Raw genomic sequence first — 18,158 nt, forward strand, 5'->3', positions numbered from 1 at the left:
ATGTTCACTATAGTGAGGGGCATGACCTCTCCGTCAACCCCGAGCAGGGGCCGCCCGGCGCGGCTCGACCGCGCGAAAACCGTCGAGACCGCCCTTGAGCTGCTGGACGACGTCGGCCTCGAAGCGCTCACGATGCGCAGGCTCGCCGACCGGCTGGGCGTGCGGGCCGGGGCGCTCTATCGCCACTTCACGACCAAGCAGGACCTGCTGACCGCCATGGCTGAGCGCATGCTCGGTGGCATCGATGCGTCACCCGGGGAGGACGGGGTGGCCGGGTCGGCCGGGTCGGCCGGGGTGGACGGGGCGTCAGGGGCGGCCGACTGGGCGGGACGGCTGAGGGCGCTCGTCCGAGCGATGCGCCGGGCGCTCCTTGCCCACCGTGACGGTGCCCGGGTCTTCGGCGGCACCCACTCGGTCGGCCCTCACACGCTGGCCTTCGCCGAAGCCGCCCTCGGGGTGCTCCGCGAGGCAGGGTTCAAGGACGAGGACGCCGCCCGCGCGTTCATGGGCATGGTCAACTTCACCCTCGGTCACACGCTGGAGGAACAGGCCGCCTCCGCGCCGGATGAGGGCGGGGCGCCGGGGGACGTGGGCAGTCTGCGGGAAGCGGTGCTGGCCGGGCCCTACCCGCACCTCGCCGCCGCGATCCCCGTGCTCACCAGCGCGGACTTCGACGCCCACTTCGAGTTCGCCCTGGACGTCCAGATCGAAGGGCTGCGGCACCTGCGATCCGGCGCGGAGTGAGCGCCCCCGCCGCGTAGGGGGAAGGGGGGGCGGTTCCGGCGGTCCTGTGGGTGTTGCGTGCGCCGGGGAGCTCACTCTGCGTCATCACTTCCGGGAATTGACGACATCCTTGGCACTCTTCCTGGGCATACCCGAATCGCATATTCGTCATTGAGGCGACAGCGAGGAGCCGTGGTGCCCCACAGCGAACCGGCCCTGATCGAGAACGACTTGGACATCGTGCCCGTGGGCATGCGGAGCGGAGACCTGCTTCGGCGTGGGGATCACGCGCTGTTCGGGGTGAGCACAGGGAACAGCTACTTCACCCGGCGGTGTCTGGCCGAGGTGATGACATGGGCGGTGGACCGGTTCGAGGTCGTGGACGTCGTGCACGCCGATGTCGCCCTGGAGGCGATGTTGGAGGCCTTCGGCTACGAGCGACCGGCCGCGCGCAGAAGCGTGGCCAAGCAACTGCGCGGGGTCCGGCGGCGCATCAAGGGCGCTCTGGAGGACGTCGGTCCGGACGCGGGGCGCGTACGGGTGCGGCCGCTGTCCGACTTTCTGGACCAGCCCGGATACCGGGAGGTCCGCGCGCAGGTCCGCACCGCGCTGCAGACCGACATGGAACTGCGGTCCGTCCGGGACGCCATGGCCCACCAGTTCCTCGCCAAGCGACTGGCGCCCGGCGCGCTGCCCCTGCCCGCGCAGACCGAGGCGGCGCTCGACTACGTCAACGCCGAGCTGCCGTTCTTTGTCGACACCCCGCACATTCTGGGCGTCGACTCGTCCGTCCACTGCTACCACACCGTCCTGGCACTGGGGCGCCTGCTGTTCGGCGAGCGCCCGACGGGGCTGCTGCGCCCGGCCGACACCCAGGGGTACGCCATCGTCGCAGCCTGCCTCGCGTGACCCGTCCGTGAGGCCCGGGGGCCGTAGAAGAAAGCAGGTCGTCATGGATTCCAGCCCGTCCACCTCGTCCGCGTCCGTCGCGAGCACCGCCTCCTCCGTCGCGAGCACCGCCTCCTCCGTCGCGAGCACCGACTCCGTGGCAGCAGACACCTCCTGCCCGTACGCCCCGGTGCAGTGGCCGTTGTCCCGGCGCGGTGACGTCGTACCCGCCGAGTGCGAGGAGCTGCGCCGGGACAGTCCCATCGCCCGGATCCGGACCCTCACCGGCGACGACGCCTGGCTGGTCACCAGTTACGCGCTGGCCCGGCAGGTGCTGGAGGACGATCGCTTCAGCCTGCGCGACACCGAGGCCCCCGACGTACCGCGCCAGTACGCCCTGACGATCCCCGCCGAGGCCGTCAACACCATGGGCAACGTCAACAGCGCCGGTCTGCACCAGGAAGTGCTCCGGGCGTTCGGGCCCAGGACCGGTCCGGCGTCCGCGCAGTGGATGTCCCGGCGGGCGCACGACCTCGTCGACGTCATGGTCGAGGAAGGAGCCCCGCTGGACCTGCGGCAGCGGTTCGCCGAACCGTACTCCGCCGCCCTGGTCTGCCAAGTACTCGGCCTGCCCTACGAGGACGGGCTGCGGCTCATGTCGGGGCTCGACCTCGGCTTCGTCACCAGCCCCGTCGTGTTCGACGGCTGCACCGCCAACTGGGACAAGGACTTCACCTTCGTCCTCCGGCATGTGCGTGCCCCGCGCACCGATCAGCGCGGACTCATCCGGCGGCTGTGCGAACTGCGGGACGATGCGCAGCGTGACGGCGGTGATCTGACCGACGAGATGATCGCCGCCACGGTCACCTCCCTGTTCGGGGCCGGTGCCATGAGTACGTACGTCTTTCTGCTGCACGCCGTGCTCACCCTGGTCCAGCACCCGGACGTGGTGGAGCGCCTGCGGAAGAACCCCCGGGCGATGCCGCGCGCGGTGGAGGAGTTGATGCGGTGCACCCTGTCGATCGGCGACGGACTGCCCCGGATCGCCCGGGCCGACGTCCAGGTCGGCGAGGTCCTGGTGCGGGCGGGGGAGCTGGTCCTGGTCTGCGTCGAGGGGGCGAACTTCGACCCTCAGCAGTTCCCGGACCCCGAGCGCTTCGACCTCGACCGCACGGGCAACAACCACCTGTCGTTCGGGGCGGGTCGCCACTTCTGCCCCGCCTCCGCGATCTCCCGCGTGCACGCCGCCGAGGCCCTCACCGTGCTCGTGGAGCGCCTGCCGCAGCTGCGACTCGCCCTGCCTGCCGACCAGTTGGTGTGGCGCACGGGCAACATCAAGCGGGTTCCCGAGAGGCTTCCCGTTCTGTGGTGAGCCCTCACGGATCGAGATCCGTCAGAAGGGACCTAGCCACATCTGGCGCGCAGATCGGCTATGGCGTTCTCGAAGTCGGCGAGCGATTCGAAGGCGCGGTACACGGAAGCGAATCGCATGTAGGCCACCGGGTCCAGCTCACTGAGCGGTTCCAGTACGGCCAACCCCACTTCGTGCGTCGAGAGTTGGGCGCTTCCGGTGGCCCGCACGTTCTCCTCCACCTGCTGGCCGAGCCGGTCGAGCATGTCCTCGGTGATGGGACGGCCCTGGCACGCCTTGCGGACGCTGCTGACGATCTTCGTACGGCTGAACGGCTCGGTCACGCCGCTGCGTTTGACCACCAGCAGGGAGTACGTCTCCACCGTGGTGAACCGGCGCTGGCAGTTCGGGCACTGCCTCCGGCGGCGAATGGAAGTCCCTTCATCGGTCGACCGGCTGTCGATGACGCGACTGTCGGGGAGCCTGCAGAAGGGGCAGCACACCGTTCAGGTCCTTTCCGATTCCCTCGGACGGTTGGGATGTCTTCCGGTGTCCACCCGACTGTCCACCCGACCGTGAGTCGATCTTGATGGTAACGGATCGTCAGAGTCATCCCCGAGGGCCGGGCGCAAGTCCTAGGTTCTGATAGATCTCCGTCGTCACCGTTGAGAAATTCATGGTCATGAAGTGAAGTCCCGGTGCTTCCTCCGCGATGAGTCGACGGCACATTTCGGTGGCGTGCTCAATTCCCAACGACCGCACCGAGGCAGGGCTTTCCGCCGCGTCGAGCATGCGATCGGCAAGCCGCGCGGGAAATGCCGCCGTGGAGAGGTCGGGGATTCTCCTCAGGGTTCGCAGGGTGGTCACGGGCATGATCTCGGGAATGATGGGCGTTTCGCATCCGGCGTCGGCGACCAGGTCGCGAAAGCGCAGGTACTCGTCTACGTCGAAGAACATCTGCGTGATGGCGTAATCCGCGCCTGCCCGGCATTTTTCGACGAAATGCCTGATGTCGCTCGCGCGATCGCTGGAACGCGGATGCATTTCCGGGAACGCGGCGACTCCGACGCAGTAGTTTCCCGATTCCTTGATGAGGGAGACCAGTTCGGCCGCGTGGTCCACCCCCTGGGGATGCCTGGACCAGGCGCCGAGCGGGTCACCTGGCGGATCGCCCCGGAGGGCGAGAATATTGCGAACTCCCTGGTCGGCGTAGTGCCCGAGGATGTTCCTCAGCTCGGCGACGCTGTGCCCGACGGCGGTGAGGTGTGCGACGGGTGTCAGTGTCGTCTCTTGCGCGATGCGCCCGGTGACATTGATGGTCCTGCCCCGCGTGTAGCCGCCGGCGCCATATGTCACCGAAACGAAAGTGGGTGACAGTGCTTCCAGTTTGCGGATGGCCTTCCAGAGTCCGGTCTCGGCCTCCGGAGTACGCGGAGGCATGAACTCGAAGGAGTAGGAGCGGTCGCCCCGGGAAAGCAGACCGCGAATGGATTGTGCACTGTCCGGTCGTGTGCTTGGGGTACCGAGAGCCATGTGGGAAGCCTAGACGTCTTGTGAACTCCGTGCGAGAGAAGTCCACTTGTCGGTACGAAGTCGAATGTGCCGTCCGCGCTGTACAGCGCGAATGGGTATCCGTCATCATTTCCTCATGAGTTCCTACACCGCTCTTCCTTCCGCAGCCCTGTCCTGGGGGCGATGCGGCGTCATGGGAATCGTCAATGTGACGCCCGACTCGTTCTCCGACGGCGGTCTGTGGCTGGACCCGGGGCGTGCCGTCGCGCACGGCCTCGAACTGGTAGCCCAAGGCGCGGACTTGATTGACGTCGGGGGTGAGTCGACGCGTCCCGGCGCGTCGCGCATCACCTGCGAGGAGGAACTGCGGCGCGTACTGCCGGTGGTGCGGGGGCTGGTCGAGGGAGGGGCTCTGGTGAGTGTGGACACCATGCGGGCCCGGGTGGCACGGGCCGCGGTGGACGTCGGGGCCTGCCTGATCAACGACGTGAGCGGCGGGCAGGCCGACCCCGACATGGCCGCAGTCGCCGCGAGGAGCGACGTCCCGTACGTGGTGATGCACTGGCGCGGGCACTCCGCGGCCATGGACGGTCTTGCCTCCTACGATGACGCGCGCATCGACGTCGTACGCGAGGTGGAACGGCAGGTCGACGCCGTGGTGTCGGCCGGTGTCGACCCCGGCCGGGTGATAGTCGATCCCGGCCTCGGATTCGCCAAGGACCGGGACGACGACTGGGAGTTGCTCGCCGGGATCGACGCGCTGACGGCCCTGGGGTTCCCCGTGCTGGTGGGTGCCTCCCGCAAGCGGTTCCTGGGGACCCTGCTGGCGGACCCGGTCACGGGCACGCCCCGCCCCGCCCGTGGGCGTGACGCCGCCACCACCACCGTCTCCGGATGGGCGGCGGCCCGGGGCGCCTGGGCCGTGCGGGTCCACGAGGTGGCGGACTCGGCCGACGCGGTGCGCGTCGGCTCGGCACTGCGCCGGGTGGAGACGCGGGACCGCCGCCGGGTACGGACAGCGGTGATGTCGAGTCACTGACGTGGTCCATTCGGTCGTGTGGGGCAGCACGGCCTGAGTGCCGGTGTCGGGGCGGGAGTTCGGCGTCCGCCCCGACACCGGCACGCATCGCGCCGTCAGGCCGTCAGGAGGCAGTCAGGACGTGGTCGTCCCGATCTCCTCGCGGACCGTCCTGGCCGCCGTGACCAGGTTCTCCAGGGAGGAGCGGGTCTCGGGCCAACCGCGGGTCTTCAGGCCGCAGTCGGGGTTGACCCAGAGCCGTTCGGCGGGGATGGCGTCGAGTCCCTTGCGCAGCAGGGCGGCGGCTTCCTCGGCGCTGGGGACGCGCGGGGAGTGGATGTCGTAGACGCCGGGGCCCGCCTCGCGGGGGTAGCCGTGGGTGGCGAGTTCGCGGGCGACCTGCATGTGGGAGCGGGCCGCTTCCAGGCTGATGACGTCGGCATCGAGGTCGTCGATGGCCTGGACGACGTCGCCGAACTCGGCGTAGCACATGTGCGTGTGGATCTGGGTGTCCGGCCGCACCCCGCTGGTGGAGAGGCGGAAGGACTCGGTGGCCCAGGCCAGGTACGCGGGGTGGTCGGCGGCGCGCAGCGGCAGCGTTTCGCGCAGTGCGGGCTCGTCGACCTGGATGACCGAAGTGCCCGCCGCCTCCAGGTCGTCGACCTCGTCGCGCAGGGCGAGGGCGACCTGGCGGGCGGTGTCGCCGAGCGGCTGGTCGTCGCGGACGAAGGACCAGGCGAGCATGGTGACGGGGCCGGTGAGCATGCCCTTGACCGGGCGGTCGGTGAGGGAGTTGGCGTACGTCGTCCAGCGCACCGTCATCGGCTCGGGGCGCGAGATGTCACCGGCCAGGACCGGCGGGCGGACGTAGCGGGTGCCGTACGACTGGACCCAGCCGTGCTGCGTGGCGAGGTAGCCGGTGAGCTGTTCGGCGAAGTACTGCACCATGTCGTTGCGCTCGGGCTCGCCGTGCACCAGGACGTCGATGCCGGTCTTCTCCTGGAAGGAGATCACGTCCTGGATCTCCGTCTTGATGCGGTCCTCGTAGCCCGCCGTGGTGATGCGCCCGGCGCGCAGGTCGGCGCGGGCCGTGCGCAGTTCGTCGGTCTGCGGGAACGAGCCGATGGTCGTCGTCGGCAGCAGCGGCAGGCCGAGGTGGGCGCGCTGGGCTGCGGTCCGCTCGGCGTAGGGCTGGGAGCGGCGCGCGTCGGCGTCGGTGACGGCACCGGCGCGGGCCCGGACGGCCGGGTCATGAGTGATCGGGGATTCGGCGCGCGAGGCCAGGTCCGCCTTGTTGGCCGACAGTTCGGCCGTGATGGTGTCGGTGCCCTGGGCCAGCCCCTTGGCGAGGGTGGCCACCTCGTTCGTCTTCTGCCGGGCGAAGGCGAGCCAGCGCAGGATCTGCGGCTCGATGTCCCGTTCGAGGGCGGTGTCGATGGGGACGTGGAGGAGGGAGCAGGAGGCGGCCACGTCGACCCGCTCGGCGAGCCCGAGCAGGGTGCCGAGGGTGGTGAGGGACTTGGCCAGGTCGTTGATCCAGATGTTGCGGCCGTTGACGACACCGGCGACCAGGCGCTTGCCGGGCAGTCCGCCGACCGCGGCGAGGGCGTCGAGGTTCGCGGCGGCGGCCTCGGTGAAGTCGAGGGCGAGGCCCTCGACCGGGGCCTTGGCGAGCACCGGGAGGGCGTCGCCGAGCCGGTCGAAGTACGAGGCGACGAGGAGCTTGGAGCGGTCGGTGAGGGCGCCGAGGTCGCGGTAGGCGCGCTCGGCCGCGTTCAGCTCGGCCGGGGTGCGGTCCTGGACGAGGGCAGGCTCGTCGAGCTGGACCCATTCGGCGCCCGCCGCGCGCAGGTCGGCGAGCACCTCGGCGTACACCGGAAGGAGGCGGTCGAGGAGGGTCAGCGGGTCGAAGTCGGCGGCCACCCCGGGGGCGGGCTTGGCGAGCAGGAGGTAGGTGACCGGGCCGACGAGCACGGGCCGCGCCGTCAGGCCCAGCGCCTGGGCCTCCTTGAACTCGGTGACCTGCTTGGTGGAGTCGGCGGTGAACACCGTGCCAGGACCCAGCTCGGGCACCAGGTAGTGGTAGTTGGTGTCGAACCACTTCGTCATCTCAAGCGGCGCCACGTCCTGCGTGCCGCGCGCCATGGCGAAGAACCCGTCGAGCGGGTCCGCGTCGCCCGCGGCGCGGTGGCGCTCGGGGACGGCGCCGACCATGACGGTGGTGTCCAGGACGTGGTCGTAGTACGAGAAGTCGCCGGTGGGGACTTCTCCGATGCCCGCGTCGGAGAGTTCCTGCCAGTTGGTGCGGCGGAGGTCGGCGGCGGTGCTCCGGAGGGCGTCGGCGGTGACGCGGCCCTTCCAGTAGCCCTCGATGGCCTTCTTGAGTTCGCGGTTGCGGCCCTGGCGGGGGTAGCCGTACACGGTGGCCCGTGCTGCCGCGGCTGCGGTCTTGGTGGTCACGGAGATCTCCTTCGAGAGACGTATCCCGGGGATCCCGGAGACCTGCGCGGCCAAGAAGGAGTGACATACCGGCGGGCACCGTCTCGCGCGGCAAGGCGCGGTCATCCGCTCGGTATGTACGCCGACCCGCCCTCGAGGTCACCGGAATATCCGCGCACGAATGGCTCGGGCACGGACAGCGGGCAGGTCTTCGGACTCGCGGGCGCATCCTCCCGGGGGAGGACACCTACTGGCCGTCGCTTCCCAGGTCCCGTTCGTCGGGGCCCAGTGCGTGATGACGGCGGTCGTTCCCACTCACCGCTGCGGGGCAGTCCCGGATTCCCACCGGGTTCCCTCTTGCGACGCTCCCGTCTGGCGGACGGGGCGAACCAGCTGCGCCGATCACCCTACGGGGTGGCGGTGGAGCAGTGCTAGGGCCGCCGGATTCCGGACGGTCGCCTCGAGCACTTACCTCGAACGCTCGTCCACCGGCACGGCAGCGCGCGGCAGCTGGGGCTCCACCAGCGGGCGGAACAGCTTCCGCACCGGCGGAGTCGACAGCAGGAACACCGTGGTGACGACGGAGAGGGTGAGGAGGATCTGGCCGACCGCGCCCAGGTCCTTCAGGACCGGATACAGGCCCGCCGCCTCGCCCGCGCGGATCAGCAGGCCGTGCAGGAGGTACGGGTACATCGTGGCGGCGCCGAGAGCGGTGAAGGGCGTACGGCGCCGGGGCACGCAGGCGAAGAACGCGGCGACCAGCACCGCGCTGAGCGCGAAGATGCCGACGCGCACGGCGAGGTACCGCGGCCAGCTGATGTCGAGCTCCGTGTAGCCGACGTCCATGGACAGCCAGTGCTCGTCGGGCGCGGGGATCCACAGATATGCCGCGACCACGGCGCAGACCAGCGCCACCACGCCACAGCGGCGGGCCACCTTCGTGCGCAGGAGGGCGAAGTGCTCCGGGCGCAGGTTCATGCCGAGGACGAACCAGGGCAGGAACATCAGCACGCGCGGCAGCGCCAGGTCGTAACCCATCGTCGTGAGACCGGCCGCGAGGGAGACCACCACGGCGATCGGCACCGGGTGGCGGACCGCCCGCCACAGGGGTGTGCTCAGCCGCCACAGGAACAGGGCGACGAGGAACCAGCAGAGGTAGGTGGGTTCCGTGGGGGTGAAGCTGTACGGCTCGCCCCGCACCGCGCTGTACGTGGCGGAGTACGCCGCCTCGAACAGGAGGTAGGGGATCAGCACCCCTTCGATCAGTTTGCGCACCTGGTCGGGGCGGCCGGTGAAGCGCTGCGAGAAGTAGCCGCACAGCAGGATGAACGCCGGCATGTGGAAGGCGTAGACCACGGTGTGGACCGCCTGCAGCGTGTGCGTGCCGGAGACGATCTGTTCCCAGGAGTGGCCGAGGGCGACCAGCACGATCAGGAGGAACTTCGCGTTGTCGAAGAACGGATCGCGCGAGTCGAGCGGCTTCTGGACGTTCGGGGATTTCTGGGTGCTCTGGGGGGTGTTCTGGTTGTTACGCAGCCGTGTGGGGGTCGGCATCCGCATCAGGCCTTCGACCTCCCTGCCGTTGGAGACTCCACCGGCTGCCATGGAGCCAGGCGACCTCCTCCACGTCTGGCATGGGTCCAGTACAGGCGGCTGTCGAGGCCGAGCATCGTGAGCACGACGCCGCCCGACGACAGCGGAGCGCTCGACGGCGCGCCCGCGGGGAGCACGCCGGTGTGGTTCCACTGCGGCCGGTTCCTCGCGACGCCCGACGTGCCCCAGGCCGTGGCGACATCGCCGGTGGCCGTCCTGGCCGCGAGCAGGACACCGCCCCAGTCGTCCGCGGTCACGCTCACCGGGCCGTAGCCGCCCGCCCCGCCCAGATCGGTGACGGCCACCGACGTGTGCGCGGTGGAGGACGACCGGCGCGCCCGGCCCGGCTCCGCCGTGAAGGGCGTGAGGCTGTCCGCGTGCAGGCGGGCGGAGCCCACGTTCCCGGAGGCGGGGATGCGGTAGAAGACCCGGACGCCGTCGTCGTCGGGCCGGACGGTCAACGGCAACGTGGTCGCCGGAAGGCCGGTGGCCAGCGGGCCGCGCACGTCCGCGCCCGGCCCGTCCTGGGTCCAGGCCAGGACGCTGTGCGGGGTGGCGGCAAGGACGTAGGCGCGTCCGGCGCGGTCCTTGGCGGCGACCGGATCGCTGTGCACGGCCTCACCGCCCAGGCCGCGCCAGGGAGTCCACGTGCCGTCGGACTGCTGGACGCGCGCGGTCAGCTGGTGGCTGCTGTCGCGCACGAACACGGACAGCGTGCCGTCGTCGTGCGCCACGACCGCGGGCGCACTGATGTCGTTCGTACCGACCTCGTCGGACAGCTCGGGGCTGTCCAGCGACTGCCAGGGGCCGAAGGGCTTGCCAGGGGCCTGCTGGGCGATAAATCCCACTTCCTTGCGGTATGCGGCGGGCTGGTCACCGAACAGCGTACGGGTACCGAAGACGGCGATACGTCCGTCGGGCAGCGCCACCGGCCGCACGCCCGTGTCGATTCCGGTCTCCGCCTGGAACACGGGCCCCTTCCACCGGCTCGCGCTCCAGCGCCCGCCCTTGCCGCCCGGCCGGTGCCAGTGCGCGATCCGGCCGTCCAGTACGGCGAAGGCCCACAGGCTGTCGTCCTTGCCCGCGAGCAGCCAGTCGGCGCCGGTCTCACCGGCGTGGTGGATGCTGTGCGCCCAGCGGGGCTTGGGGCTCGCGGCGACCTTGAGGTCGCCGCAGCCCGCCGAGTCCTTGCAGGTGTCCTGCGGGGCGTCTCCCCAGGAGTACGTTTCGAGCGTGCGGGCCTTGGACGTGCCGGACGCGGGGTCGAGCGCCTGGGGCAGACCGCCGTTGAAGTACCCCATGTAGGTCTGCACGGTGAAGTGCGGACCCCTGCCGGAGGCGGCGTACCGGGCGAGCGCCTGCTGGACGAACCGGGCGCCGAAGCGGTGGTCCTGGTGGTCGGAGCACTTGAGGTTGCGGTCCAGACGGCCCGGCGTCGGGTTCTGCATCCGGACCTGCGTCGGCCGGAACCGCTCCAGATAGCCGGTCAGCGTCCGGATCAGCTGTTCCTTCGTGTACGAGAAGTCGCGGGTGACCGGACCCTCGTGCGCCAGCTGCGAGCCGAGCACGCCGACCCGGCCGTCCCACAGCCCGTGCAGGCTGTGCGGGCGGTCACCGGCGATGCTGCCCGCCTCGTGCAGCAGCGTCCACACCAGGTTGATGTGGGGATACCCCTGCAACGTGTCGAGCTCCGCCTGCCCGCCGCCCGCCGTCGGGATGACGGAGCGCCGCCAGGGATGCTCCGGACGTCCGGTGACCATCTCGGCGTAGGCGGCGCGAATGCCGTTCTGCCGCGCTTTGGCGTACTTGCGCTCGTCGCGCGCGGGTCGTGGCATGCCCCGGAACGTGCCCTTCCTGGGGGCGTTCACGCCGTTGGACTCGCCGGACGTCAGATAGATCGTCGTCAAGGGCCTGCCGCTGCGCAGCGACTGCCCGACCTCCGGGTTGATGAAAAAGAGGTCGTCGTCGGGGTGGGCGACGATCTGCAGGACCGATTCCTCGGTCTTGGGCTGCGGCCCTGAGGTCGCCCACGTACCCGTGGGGCCCGCCGTGCTCATGTCCGGTGACTGGTGCGGGGTGACGGGTACGTCGCCGCCGTCACCCTTCGAGCGGACGGCCATGCCTATGCCGATGCCTGCGGGCGCCACGACGCCCAGCACGGTGGCCGTGAGGACATTGCGACGGGTTGCGCGCGCGAGAATGCGCTTTTCGGGGGGCATGGGTGGGCTTGCCTATCTGCATCTGACGTACCGGCCACTCGGCCAACAGCTGCGGCTGGTGGCTCCTTGATCACGGGGGAAGATGACCTGCGAATGCGGCGGGTTGTCCTCAGTGATCTTCCTCACGGCGCCGGAGGGGTAGCTTCTCCGCGGTGACGTGGACAGAGAAGCGGGGCCTCGCGTCGATGACCGACGGGGCGCAGTTGCAGTGGACGGCGCTGGGAGGCGGCGGGCGGGACGCAGGTCGGGGCAGCGGGCGGGGTGCTGGGCGGCCGACGCCCGTGGTCCTGCTGCACGGTGGCCCCGGGCTGCCCGATTACCTGGGTGAAGTCGCCGCCATGGTCGCGGACTTGGCGCCCGTGTACCGGTACGACCAGCGCGGGACGGGCCGTTCGCCGTGGCGCGGGCGCCACACCCTCGCCCGGCATGTCGGCGATCTCGCCGAGCTCCTCGACGCGTGGGGCGCGCCCCGGGCCGTGCTGATCGGGCACTCCTACGGCGCCGATCTGGCCGCCCGGTTCTGCCTCGCCCACTCGGACCGGGTGGCCGCGGCGCTGCTGATGTGCGGGCCGTTCCTCGGTGACTGGCGTGCCGGGTACCGGGCGGAACGGGGGCGCCGCATGACCGTGGCGCAGCAGGAACGGCTCCGTGTGCTGGAGGAGTTGCCGCGCCGCACGGAGGAGCAGGAGGTCGAGCTGCTCACCCTGGCCTGGTTCACCGACCACGCGGACGTCGAACGCGGCTGGCAGTGGGCGGCCGAGGGCGCCCGTCGGCGGCGTCCGGTCAACTGGACCATGAACGCCGAACTCGGTGAGGCGGGGCGTGCGGACCCCCTCGACGGACATCTGGACGAGCTGCGCGAGCGGCTGCCCGCGCGGACGGAGCTTCTCGGTGGTGTCGGCGACCCCCGCCCGGTCTCGGCGCTCGACACGCTGGCGCGCTCGCTCGACCGTCCGCTGACCCGGATCGAAGGCGCCGGTCACGAGCCGTGGCTGGAGCGGCCCGATGCCGTGCGTGCGTGTCTGCGGGGGTTCGTGCGGGGCGTGGCGGGCGCGTAGGGGAGGAGGCGGGGCCGGTGGATCTGACCCGGCGCCCCTATTGCACATATATTGCAAGTGCATCAGCTGTGCAGAAGGGTCGAAGGGGCGTGCGGTGAGCAAACCTGTGGTGCTGGGGATCGAGTCGTCCTGCGACGAGACCGGCGCGGGAATCGTGCGGGACGGGAAGCTGCTCGCGCACGTGGTGGCGTCGAGCATGGACGAGCACGCGCGGTTCGGCGGCGTGGTGCCGGAGATCGCCGCCCGCGCGCACCTGCACGCCTTCAGCCCGGTCGTCCGGCAGGCCCTCGACGAGGCCGGTCTGCGACTCGGCCAGATCGACGCCGTCGCCGTCACGACCGGCCCCGGCCTGTCCGGGGCCCTGCAAGTGGGGCTGGCCGGTGCCAAGACCCTGGCCTACGCGGCCGGGGTCCCGCTGTACGGGGTGCACCACCTGGCCGGACACGTCGCCGCCGACACGCTGGAGCACGGCCCGCTGCCCGACCCCTGCGTGGTGCTGATCGTCTCGGGCGGGCACACCTCGCTGCTCCTGGTGCGGGACCTGGTGCGCGAGCCGATCCTGCACCTGGGGGACACGCTCGACGACGCGGCGGGGGAGTGCTTCGACAAGGTCGCCCGGATCCTCGGGCTGCCCTATCCGGGCGGGCCCGCGATCGACCGCGCGGCGCGGGACGGGGACCCGCGGGCGGTGGCGTTCCCGCGACCGCTGACGCGCCCGGGAGACGATCCGTACGCCTTCTCCTTCTCCGGGCTCAAGACGGCCGCCGCCCGATGGGCCGAGCAGCATCGTCTCCGGGGCGAGGAGCCTTCGGTGGCCGACGGGGCCGCCGCGCTGCAGGAGGCCGTCGCGGACGTGCTGACCCGCAAGGCGCTCGCGGCCTGTCGCGCGTACGACGTGCAGACGCTGGTCGTCGTCGGCGGCGTGGCGGCGAACTCGCGGGTGCGCGTCCTGGCCGAGCAGCGGTGCGCGGCCGCGGGGATCGAACTGCGGGTGCCGCCCATGACGTTGTGCACCGACAACGGCGCGATGATCGCGGCCGTCGGCGACCTGCTGGTGCGCGCCGGGGCCGAGCCCGCGCCGCTGAACGTGTCGATCGACCCGTCCGCGCCGCTCGACTACGCGTCGCTCACTCCGGTGCCCGGGCCCGGCTCGTTGGCGAAATCCGCCGGTAAGCCCGCTGACAGGGCCGCCTGATGGGCGCCGACATCAGAGTCGTCTCCGGAAGACGTCTGCTGTCGTACGCGGAAGGCCTCCACGCGGCGTACGTGGACGCCTTCGGAGGCGCCCCCTGGTGGGAGGGGCCCGAGCACGCCGACGGCTACCTGCGGCGGCTGGCGGACGACGTGCGCCGGCCTGGGTTCACCGCCGCGCTCGCGCTGGACAAGGACGGGGACGGGGACGGGGATGCGGTCCTCGGCTGGGCCACCGCCTGGACGACTCCGCGGCCCTTCCCCACCAGCCGGTGCTACCCGCAGATATCGGCCGCCCTCGGCGAGGACCGCACGGCCGCGTGGCTGTGCGGCGCCCGCGAGGTGGACGAGCTGGCGGTCGCCTCCCGGGCCAGGGGCACCGGCGCGGGCTCCGGGCTGCTGGACGCGGTGACCAGGGACCGGGCCGACGGCCGCTGCTGGCTGCTGACCTCGGTGGCGGCCGGAGAGGCCCGCACCTTCTACGAGCGGGCGGGCTGGACACCGGCCACCCATCCCGCTGCCGGGGGCGCGGGCCTCGCGGCCTACCTCGGCCCCCGGCACCCGGCCGGTGCCGCCGCGCCTCGTCCCCTCTGACCTCCTCTGGCCTCCGCTGACCTCCTCCGGCCTCCTCTGACCTCCCGCCTCAGCGCTCGACGGTGAGCGGCGCGTACGCGTCGGGGCGGCGGGTGGCGAGGAACGGGAAGAGCTCCAGCCAGTCGCGGCGGGCGTCGAGATCGAGATCGGCTACCAGCACGGCGGGCTCGTCGCGCGGCGCCTGCGCCAGGACTCGCCCGTAGGGGTCGACGATGAACGAACTGCCGTAGAAGGTCAGCCCGTTCTCCGACCCGATCCGGTTGGGCACCACCATGAACGTCGCGTTGGCGATCGCGTTGCCGGTGATGACCTTCTGCCAGATCGGCTGGGTGTCGAAGCCGGGGTGGCCGGGCTCGGAGCCGATGGCGGTCGGGTAGACGAGGACGTCGGCCCCGGCCAGCGAGTACGCGCGGGCCACCTCCGGGAACCACTGGTCCCAGCAGGTGGGAAGGCCGAACCGCGCCTCGTCGACCTGCACCAGCGGGAAGGCGTCCGCACCGGCCGGGCCCTGCCGGAACCAGTGGTCCTCGTAGTAGCCCTCCGAGACCGGGATGTGCGTCTTGCGGGTCCGCTGGGCGAGGCTGCCGTCCGGGGCGACGAGGATCGCGGTGTTGTAGCCGAGCCCGTCGTCCTCGCCGCCCGGCGCCGGAGCCCGCTCGTACAGCGAGGCGTGCACGTACACGCCGCACTCGCGGGCCGCCTCGGCGGCGAAGGTGAACGTCGGACCGGTGAGCAGGTCCTCCGGCTCGGCCGGAGCGGGGTGGTCGGCCTTGCGGACCACCGCGAAGTACGGCGACAGCGTGAGCTCCTGGAGGCACACCACCCGCGCGCCCTCGGCCGCCGCGAGACGGATGCCTTCGAGCAGGGCCGCGCGGTGCTCGGCGGGGTCGCGGTGCCAGCGCTGCTGCACGGCGGCCACCCGGAGCGGGGCGCGCTCGGCGGGACGGGTCCTGGTCGGGGACGCGGGCGGGTTGTACGCGGTGATCAGGCGCATGACGACATCCAGTCGAGTAGCAGGGAGGCGGAGCCCCGGACGCGGGGAGGCACGGCACCGGGCAGAGCCGCGCAACACATTGCCGGAACGTTCCGGCACAGCCGAATGTAGACCGTGCCGGAACGTTCCGGCAAGGCTGGCCCCGTACGTCTACACTTCGGGCACGTGAATGCCCGTACCGTCACCCTCCTCGACGTCGCCCGCGCCGCCGGAGTCTCCAAGAGCACCGCGTCCGACGCCCTCCAGGGCTCGGGCCGCGTCGCGGAGGCCACCCGCGAGCACGTCCGCGAGGTCGCCGCCCGCCTCGGCTACCGCCCCAACAGCGCCGCGCGCCGCCTCCGCCGCGCCAGCACCGGAGCGATCGGACTGCACCTGCCGCAGACCGCGACGCGCCTCGACTACTACATGAACCTCGCCTTCGGGGCCGTCGCCCGCGCCCAGGAGGAGGGGCTCGACGTCGTCCTGCTCGCGCCCGCCACCGGTGCGCACGGGCCGCTCGCGTCACGTGTCGACGGGCTCCTCGTCATCGACCCCGAGATCGGCGACCCCGCCGTGCCCGGACTGCTCGGCGCGGGCATCCCCGTCGTCACCGGCGAGCGCTATCTGGGGTCGGCCCCCGCCCCCAGCGGCGCGGTCATCTGCGACAACTCCGCCTCGCTGACCGCCCTGCTGGACCACGTGCACGGCCGCGGCGCCCGCCGCCCCGCCCTGCTGGCGCCCGCCGACACCTCCGCGTGGGCCGCCGCCCTGCACGCCACGGCCGCCGACTGGGGACGTGCGCACGGGGTGCCGGTGGAGGTCCGTACGGTCTCCTTCGCCGCCACGGCCCGCGAGGCGGAGCAGGCCACGCTCGCCCTGCTCGCCGCGGCGCCGGAGATCGACGCGGTGATCTGCGCGCCGGACGGTGCGGCGCCGGGAGTCCTCCACGCGGCCGCCGCCCTGGACCGCGTCGTGGGCCGGGGCTTCTACGTCGCCGCCTGCGTCGACGGAACCGCCACCCGCAGCGCGGGCCCGCCCGTCACCGCCGTCGACCTGCGCCCCTCGGCGTACGGCCGTGCCTGCGCGGAACTCCTCTGCGACATCCTCGCGGAGCGCGCCGATCCGGCGGCGGTCCGCACGCATCAATGGGCCTTGGAGGCCCGCGCCTCGACCCTCGGCGGGGCTTTCGGAGGCAGCCCATGACGACTTCCGGCCCCGGCCCCGTAAGGCCCGAGCAGCAAGCTCTCTTCGGATGGTCGGACACCGCTCCGGAGGAAACCGGCCCGACAGGCCCCGCCCACGCCCCCGGATCCGGTGCGTTCCGGGACGGTCCGCAGGCGCGCCGGATGCTCGATGTGCGCGAGGTGTACGCCGAGCCCGCCGCCCTCGACTCCCCGCGCGGTCAGCAGATCATGTCCCGGTTGTCGCCGGATGTGCGCGTGACCGAGGTCGACGGTCACTGGCTCATTCCCTCGCTGCACGGCAACGACGGCAACATCGGCCGATGGGTCCGGATCAAGACCGAGACGCTCGTCCTCGGGGTCAAGCACACGCTCGCCACGCGCCCCAACGGCCGCTCCGCCGACTGGATCGCCCCGGGCCCCTCCAACGGATGCGCGATGGCCTGCGCCTACTGCTACGTCCCGCGCCGCAAGGGCTACGCCAACCCCATCACGCTCTTCACCAACATCGAGGCGATCGTCGCCCACGTCCGGCGCCACGTGTGGGCCCAGGGCCCGAAGACCGAGCCCAACCAGTGCGATCCCGAGGCGTGGGTCTACGACATCGGCGAGAACGGTGACTGTTCCGTCGACGCCCTGGTCTGCGACAACACCGCTGACCTCGTTGCCGCGTTCCGTGGCATGCCGACCGCCAAGGCCTCCTTCGCGACCAAGTTCGTCAACCCCGATCTGCTCGCGCTCGACCCACAGGGGCGCACCCGCGTGCGCTTCTCCCTCATGCCTGCCGACGACGCCCGGCTCCTGGACATCCGCACCAGCCCGGTCGGCGAACGGATCGCCGCCGCCGCGGACTTCCTCGACGCCGGGTACGAGGTGCACTTCAACCTCTCGCCCGTCGTGCTGCGCCAGGGCTGGCAGCGGGACTGGGCCGAGCTGCTCGACCACCTCGACGACGTCCTGCCCGCCCGGGTGAAGGCGCAGGCCGCCGCCGAAGTCATCATGCTGACGCACAATCAGGGGCTCCACGAGGTTAACCTGGGCTGGCATCCCCGCGCCGAGGACGTGCTGTGGCAGCCGGACGCGCAGGAGACCAAGCGGTCACAGAACGGCGCCTTCAATGTGCGCTACGCCCAGGAGATCAAGAGGCAGGCCCTGGCGCGGATCCAGCAGCTGCTCGCGGCGCACGCGCCCTGGCTGCGCATCAGGTACGCCTTCTGACGTTCCGGGAGACTGCGGAAAACTGTGGAGCATTGATCGTCGGGCCAGTTGAGTCGAAGGCAACTCGGCCCAGCTGAAGGGGAGTTCACCTGCGTCGCTCCGCCGCCGTCATCCTCGGTGCCGTCACGGCCCTCGTCGGCCCGGCGAGCCTCGGCGTCCCGGCGGAGGTGCCGGGCGCGGCATGTCTGGCTCCGTGACGG

The 18,158-nt window shown here is 71.4% G+C and carries 15 protein-coding genes and 1 riboswitch; of the genes, 9 read left to right on the forward strand and 6 right to left on the reverse strand.

Annotation, left to right across the window (positions count from 1 at the left end):
* The first annotated feature begins 21 nt into the window (after positions 1–21).
* From AC068B_RS10560 to AC068B_RS10570, 3 genes are all read left to right on the forward strand, one after another.
* A complete protein-coding gene (locus AC068B_RS10560) occupies positions 22–744 on the forward strand; it encodes a TetR/AcrR family transcriptional regulator (protein WP_478670529.1) in 723 nt (240 codons plus the stop codon).
* Positions 745–918: 174 nt separating this feature from the next.
* Positions 919–1,632, forward strand: coding sequence for a tRNA-dependent cyclodipeptide synthase (locus AC068B_RS10565; protein WP_478670531.1), 714 nt, complete (start codon positions 919–921; stop codon positions 1,630–1,632).
* Positions 1,633–1,675: 43 nt separating this feature from the next.
* On the forward strand, positions 1,676–2,983 hold the full coding sequence (locus tag AC068B_RS10570; RefSeq protein WP_478670533.1) for a cytochrome P450: 1,308 nt from the start codon (positions 1,676–1,678) through the stop codon (positions 2,981–2,983).
* 32 nt (positions 2,984–3,015) lie between these two features.
* Here AC068B_RS10570 and nrdR read toward each other — a convergent pair whose 3' ends face one another.
* Together nrdR and metF are read right to left on the reverse strand one after the other, a co-directional pair.
* Complete coding sequence (gene nrdR / locus AC068B_RS10575; RefSeq protein WP_468567473.1) at positions 3,016–3,465, reverse strand: transcriptional regulator NrdR; 450 nt, start codon at positions 3,463–3,465, stop codon at positions 3,016–3,018.
* 106 nt (positions 3,466–3,571) lie between these two features.
* Complete coding sequence (gene metF, locus AC068B_RS10580) at positions 3,572–4,495, reverse strand: methylenetetrahydrofolate reductase [NAD(P)H] (RefSeq protein WP_478670535.1); 924 nt, start codon at positions 4,493–4,495, stop codon at positions 3,572–3,574.
* A gap of 115 nt (positions 4,496–4,610) precedes the next feature.
* Here metF and folP point away from each other — a divergent pair, with 115 nt between their 5' ends.
* Positions 4,611–5,513, forward strand: coding sequence for a dihydropteroate synthase (gene folP / locus AC068B_RS10585; RefSeq protein ID WP_478670537.1), 903 nt, complete (start codon positions 4,611–4,613; stop codon positions 5,511–5,513).
* 114 nt (positions 5,514–5,627) lie between these two features.
* Here the strand turns inward: folP and metE are convergent, their stop codons facing one another.
* The 3 genes from metE to AC068B_RS10600 all read right to left on the reverse strand — a co-directional run bounded on the left by metE (position 5,628) and on the right by AC068B_RS10600 (position 11,743).
* The gene (metE, locus tag AC068B_RS10590) at positions 5,628–7,952 is read right to left on the reverse strand and encodes a 5-methyltetrahydropteroyltriglutamate--homocysteine S-methyltransferase (RefSeq protein ID WP_478670538.1); all 2,325 of its coding nucleotides are present in this window, start codon (positions 7,950–7,952) and stop codon (positions 5,628–5,630) included.
* 164 nt (positions 7,953–8,116) lie between these two features.
* A riboswitch (cobalamin riboswitch) is annotated at positions 8,117–8,340 on the reverse strand.
* A 59-nt stretch (positions 8,341–8,399) separates the two neighbouring features.
* A complete protein-coding gene (locus tag AC068B_RS10595) occupies positions 8,400–9,536 on the reverse strand; it encodes an acyltransferase family protein (protein ID WP_478670540.1) in 1,137 nt (378 codons plus the stop codon).
* Entirely contained in the window at positions 9,491–11,743 is a 2,253-nt protein-coding gene (locus AC068B_RS10600) for a PIG-L family deacetylase (RefSeq protein WP_478670542.1), read from the reverse strand. The genes AC068B_RS10595 and AC068B_RS10600 overlap by 46 nt, the downstream gene beginning before the upstream one ends.
* Positions 11,744–11,895: 152 nt before the next feature.
* Between AC068B_RS10600 and AC068B_RS10605 the strand changes: the two genes are divergently transcribed.
* The 3 genes from AC068B_RS10605 to AC068B_RS10615 all read left to right on the forward strand — a co-directional run bounded on the left by AC068B_RS10605 (position 11,896) and on the right by AC068B_RS10615 (position 14,586).
* Positions 11,896–12,801 carry an alpha/beta fold hydrolase gene (locus AC068B_RS10605; RefSeq protein WP_478670544.1) on the forward strand — a complete coding sequence of 302 codons (906 nt, stop codon included), beginning with the start codon at positions 11,896–11,898 and terminating at the stop codon, positions 12,799–12,801.
* 94 nt (positions 12,802–12,895) lie between these two features.
* Positions 12,896–13,996: a tRNA (adenosine(37)-N6)-threonylcarbamoyltransferase complex transferase subunit TsaD gene (tsaD, locus tag AC068B_RS10610; protein WP_478670546.1), complete on the forward strand. Its 1,101-nt coding sequence runs from the start codon at positions 12,896–12,898 to the stop codon at positions 13,994–13,996.
* Positions 13,996–14,586, forward strand: coding sequence for a GNAT family N-acetyltransferase (locus tag AC068B_RS10615; RefSeq protein WP_478670547.1), 591 nt, complete (start codon positions 13,996–13,998; stop codon positions 14,584–14,586). Before tsaD ends, AC068B_RS10615 begins: the two co-directional genes overlap by 1 nt.
* Positions 14,587–14,635: 49 nt before the next feature.
* Here the strand turns inward: AC068B_RS10615 and AC068B_RS10620 are convergent, their stop codons facing one another.
* Positions 14,636–15,580 carry a carbon-nitrogen hydrolase gene (locus AC068B_RS10620; protein ID WP_356249759.1) on the reverse strand — a complete coding sequence of 315 codons (945 nt, stop codon included), beginning with the start codon at positions 15,578–15,580 and terminating at the stop codon, positions 14,636–14,638.
* 165 nt (positions 15,581–15,745) lie between these two features.
* On the opposite strand from AC068B_RS10620, the gene AC068B_RS10625 reads away from it, so the two are divergent.
* On the forward strand, positions 15,746–16,762 hold the full coding sequence (locus AC068B_RS10625; RefSeq protein WP_478670550.1) for a LacI family DNA-binding transcriptional regulator: 1,017 nt from the start codon (positions 15,746–15,748) through the stop codon (positions 16,760–16,762).
* Positions 16,759–17,958 (forward strand): spore photoproduct lyase family protein, encoded by a 1,200-nt coding sequence (locus tag AC068B_RS10630; RefSeq protein ID WP_478670551.1) that lies wholly within the window; start codon positions 16,759–16,761, stop codon positions 17,956–17,958. The genes AC068B_RS10625 and AC068B_RS10630 overlap by 4 nt, the downstream gene beginning before the upstream one ends.
* Positions 17,959–18,158 lie beyond the last annotated feature (200 nt).

The organism is Streptomyces sp. NPDC042371 (assembly GCF_056437465.1).

Coding starts and splice junctions, on each gene's coding strand:
- AC068B_RS10560 (WP_478670529.1), top strand. CDS start 22: ATGACCTCTCCGTCAACCCCGAGCAGGGGCCGCCCGGCGCGGCTCGAC.
- AC068B_RS10570 (WP_478670533.1), top strand. CDS start 1,676: ATGGATTCCAGCCCGTCCACCTCGTCCGCGTCCGTCGCGAGCACCGCC.
- metF (WP_478670535.1), bottom strand. CDS start 4,495: ATGGCTCTCGGTACCCCAAGCACACGACCGGACAGTGCACAATCCATT.
- folP (WP_478670537.1), top strand. CDS start 4,611: ATGAGTTCCTACACCGCTCTTCCTTCCGCAGCCCTGTCCTGGGGGCGA.
- AC068B_RS10595 (WP_478670540.1), bottom strand. CDS start 9,536: ATGGCAGCCGGTGGAGTCTCCAACGGCAGGGAGGTCGAAGGCCTGATG.
- AC068B_RS10600 (WP_478670542.1), bottom strand. CDS start 11,743: ATGCCCCCCGAAAAGCGCATTCTCGCGCGCGCAACCCGTCGCAATGTC.
- AC068B_RS10615 (WP_478670547.1), top strand. CDS start 13,996: ATGGGCGCCGACATCAGAGTCGTCTCCGGAAGACGTCTGCTGTCGTAC.
- AC068B_RS10620 (WP_356249759.1), bottom strand. CDS start 15,580: ATGCGCCTGATCACCGCGTACAACCCGCCCGCGTCCCCGACCAGGACC.
- AC068B_RS10630 (WP_478670551.1), top strand. CDS start 16,759: ATGACGACTTCCGGCCCCGGCCCCGTAAGGCCCGAGCAGCAAGCTCTC.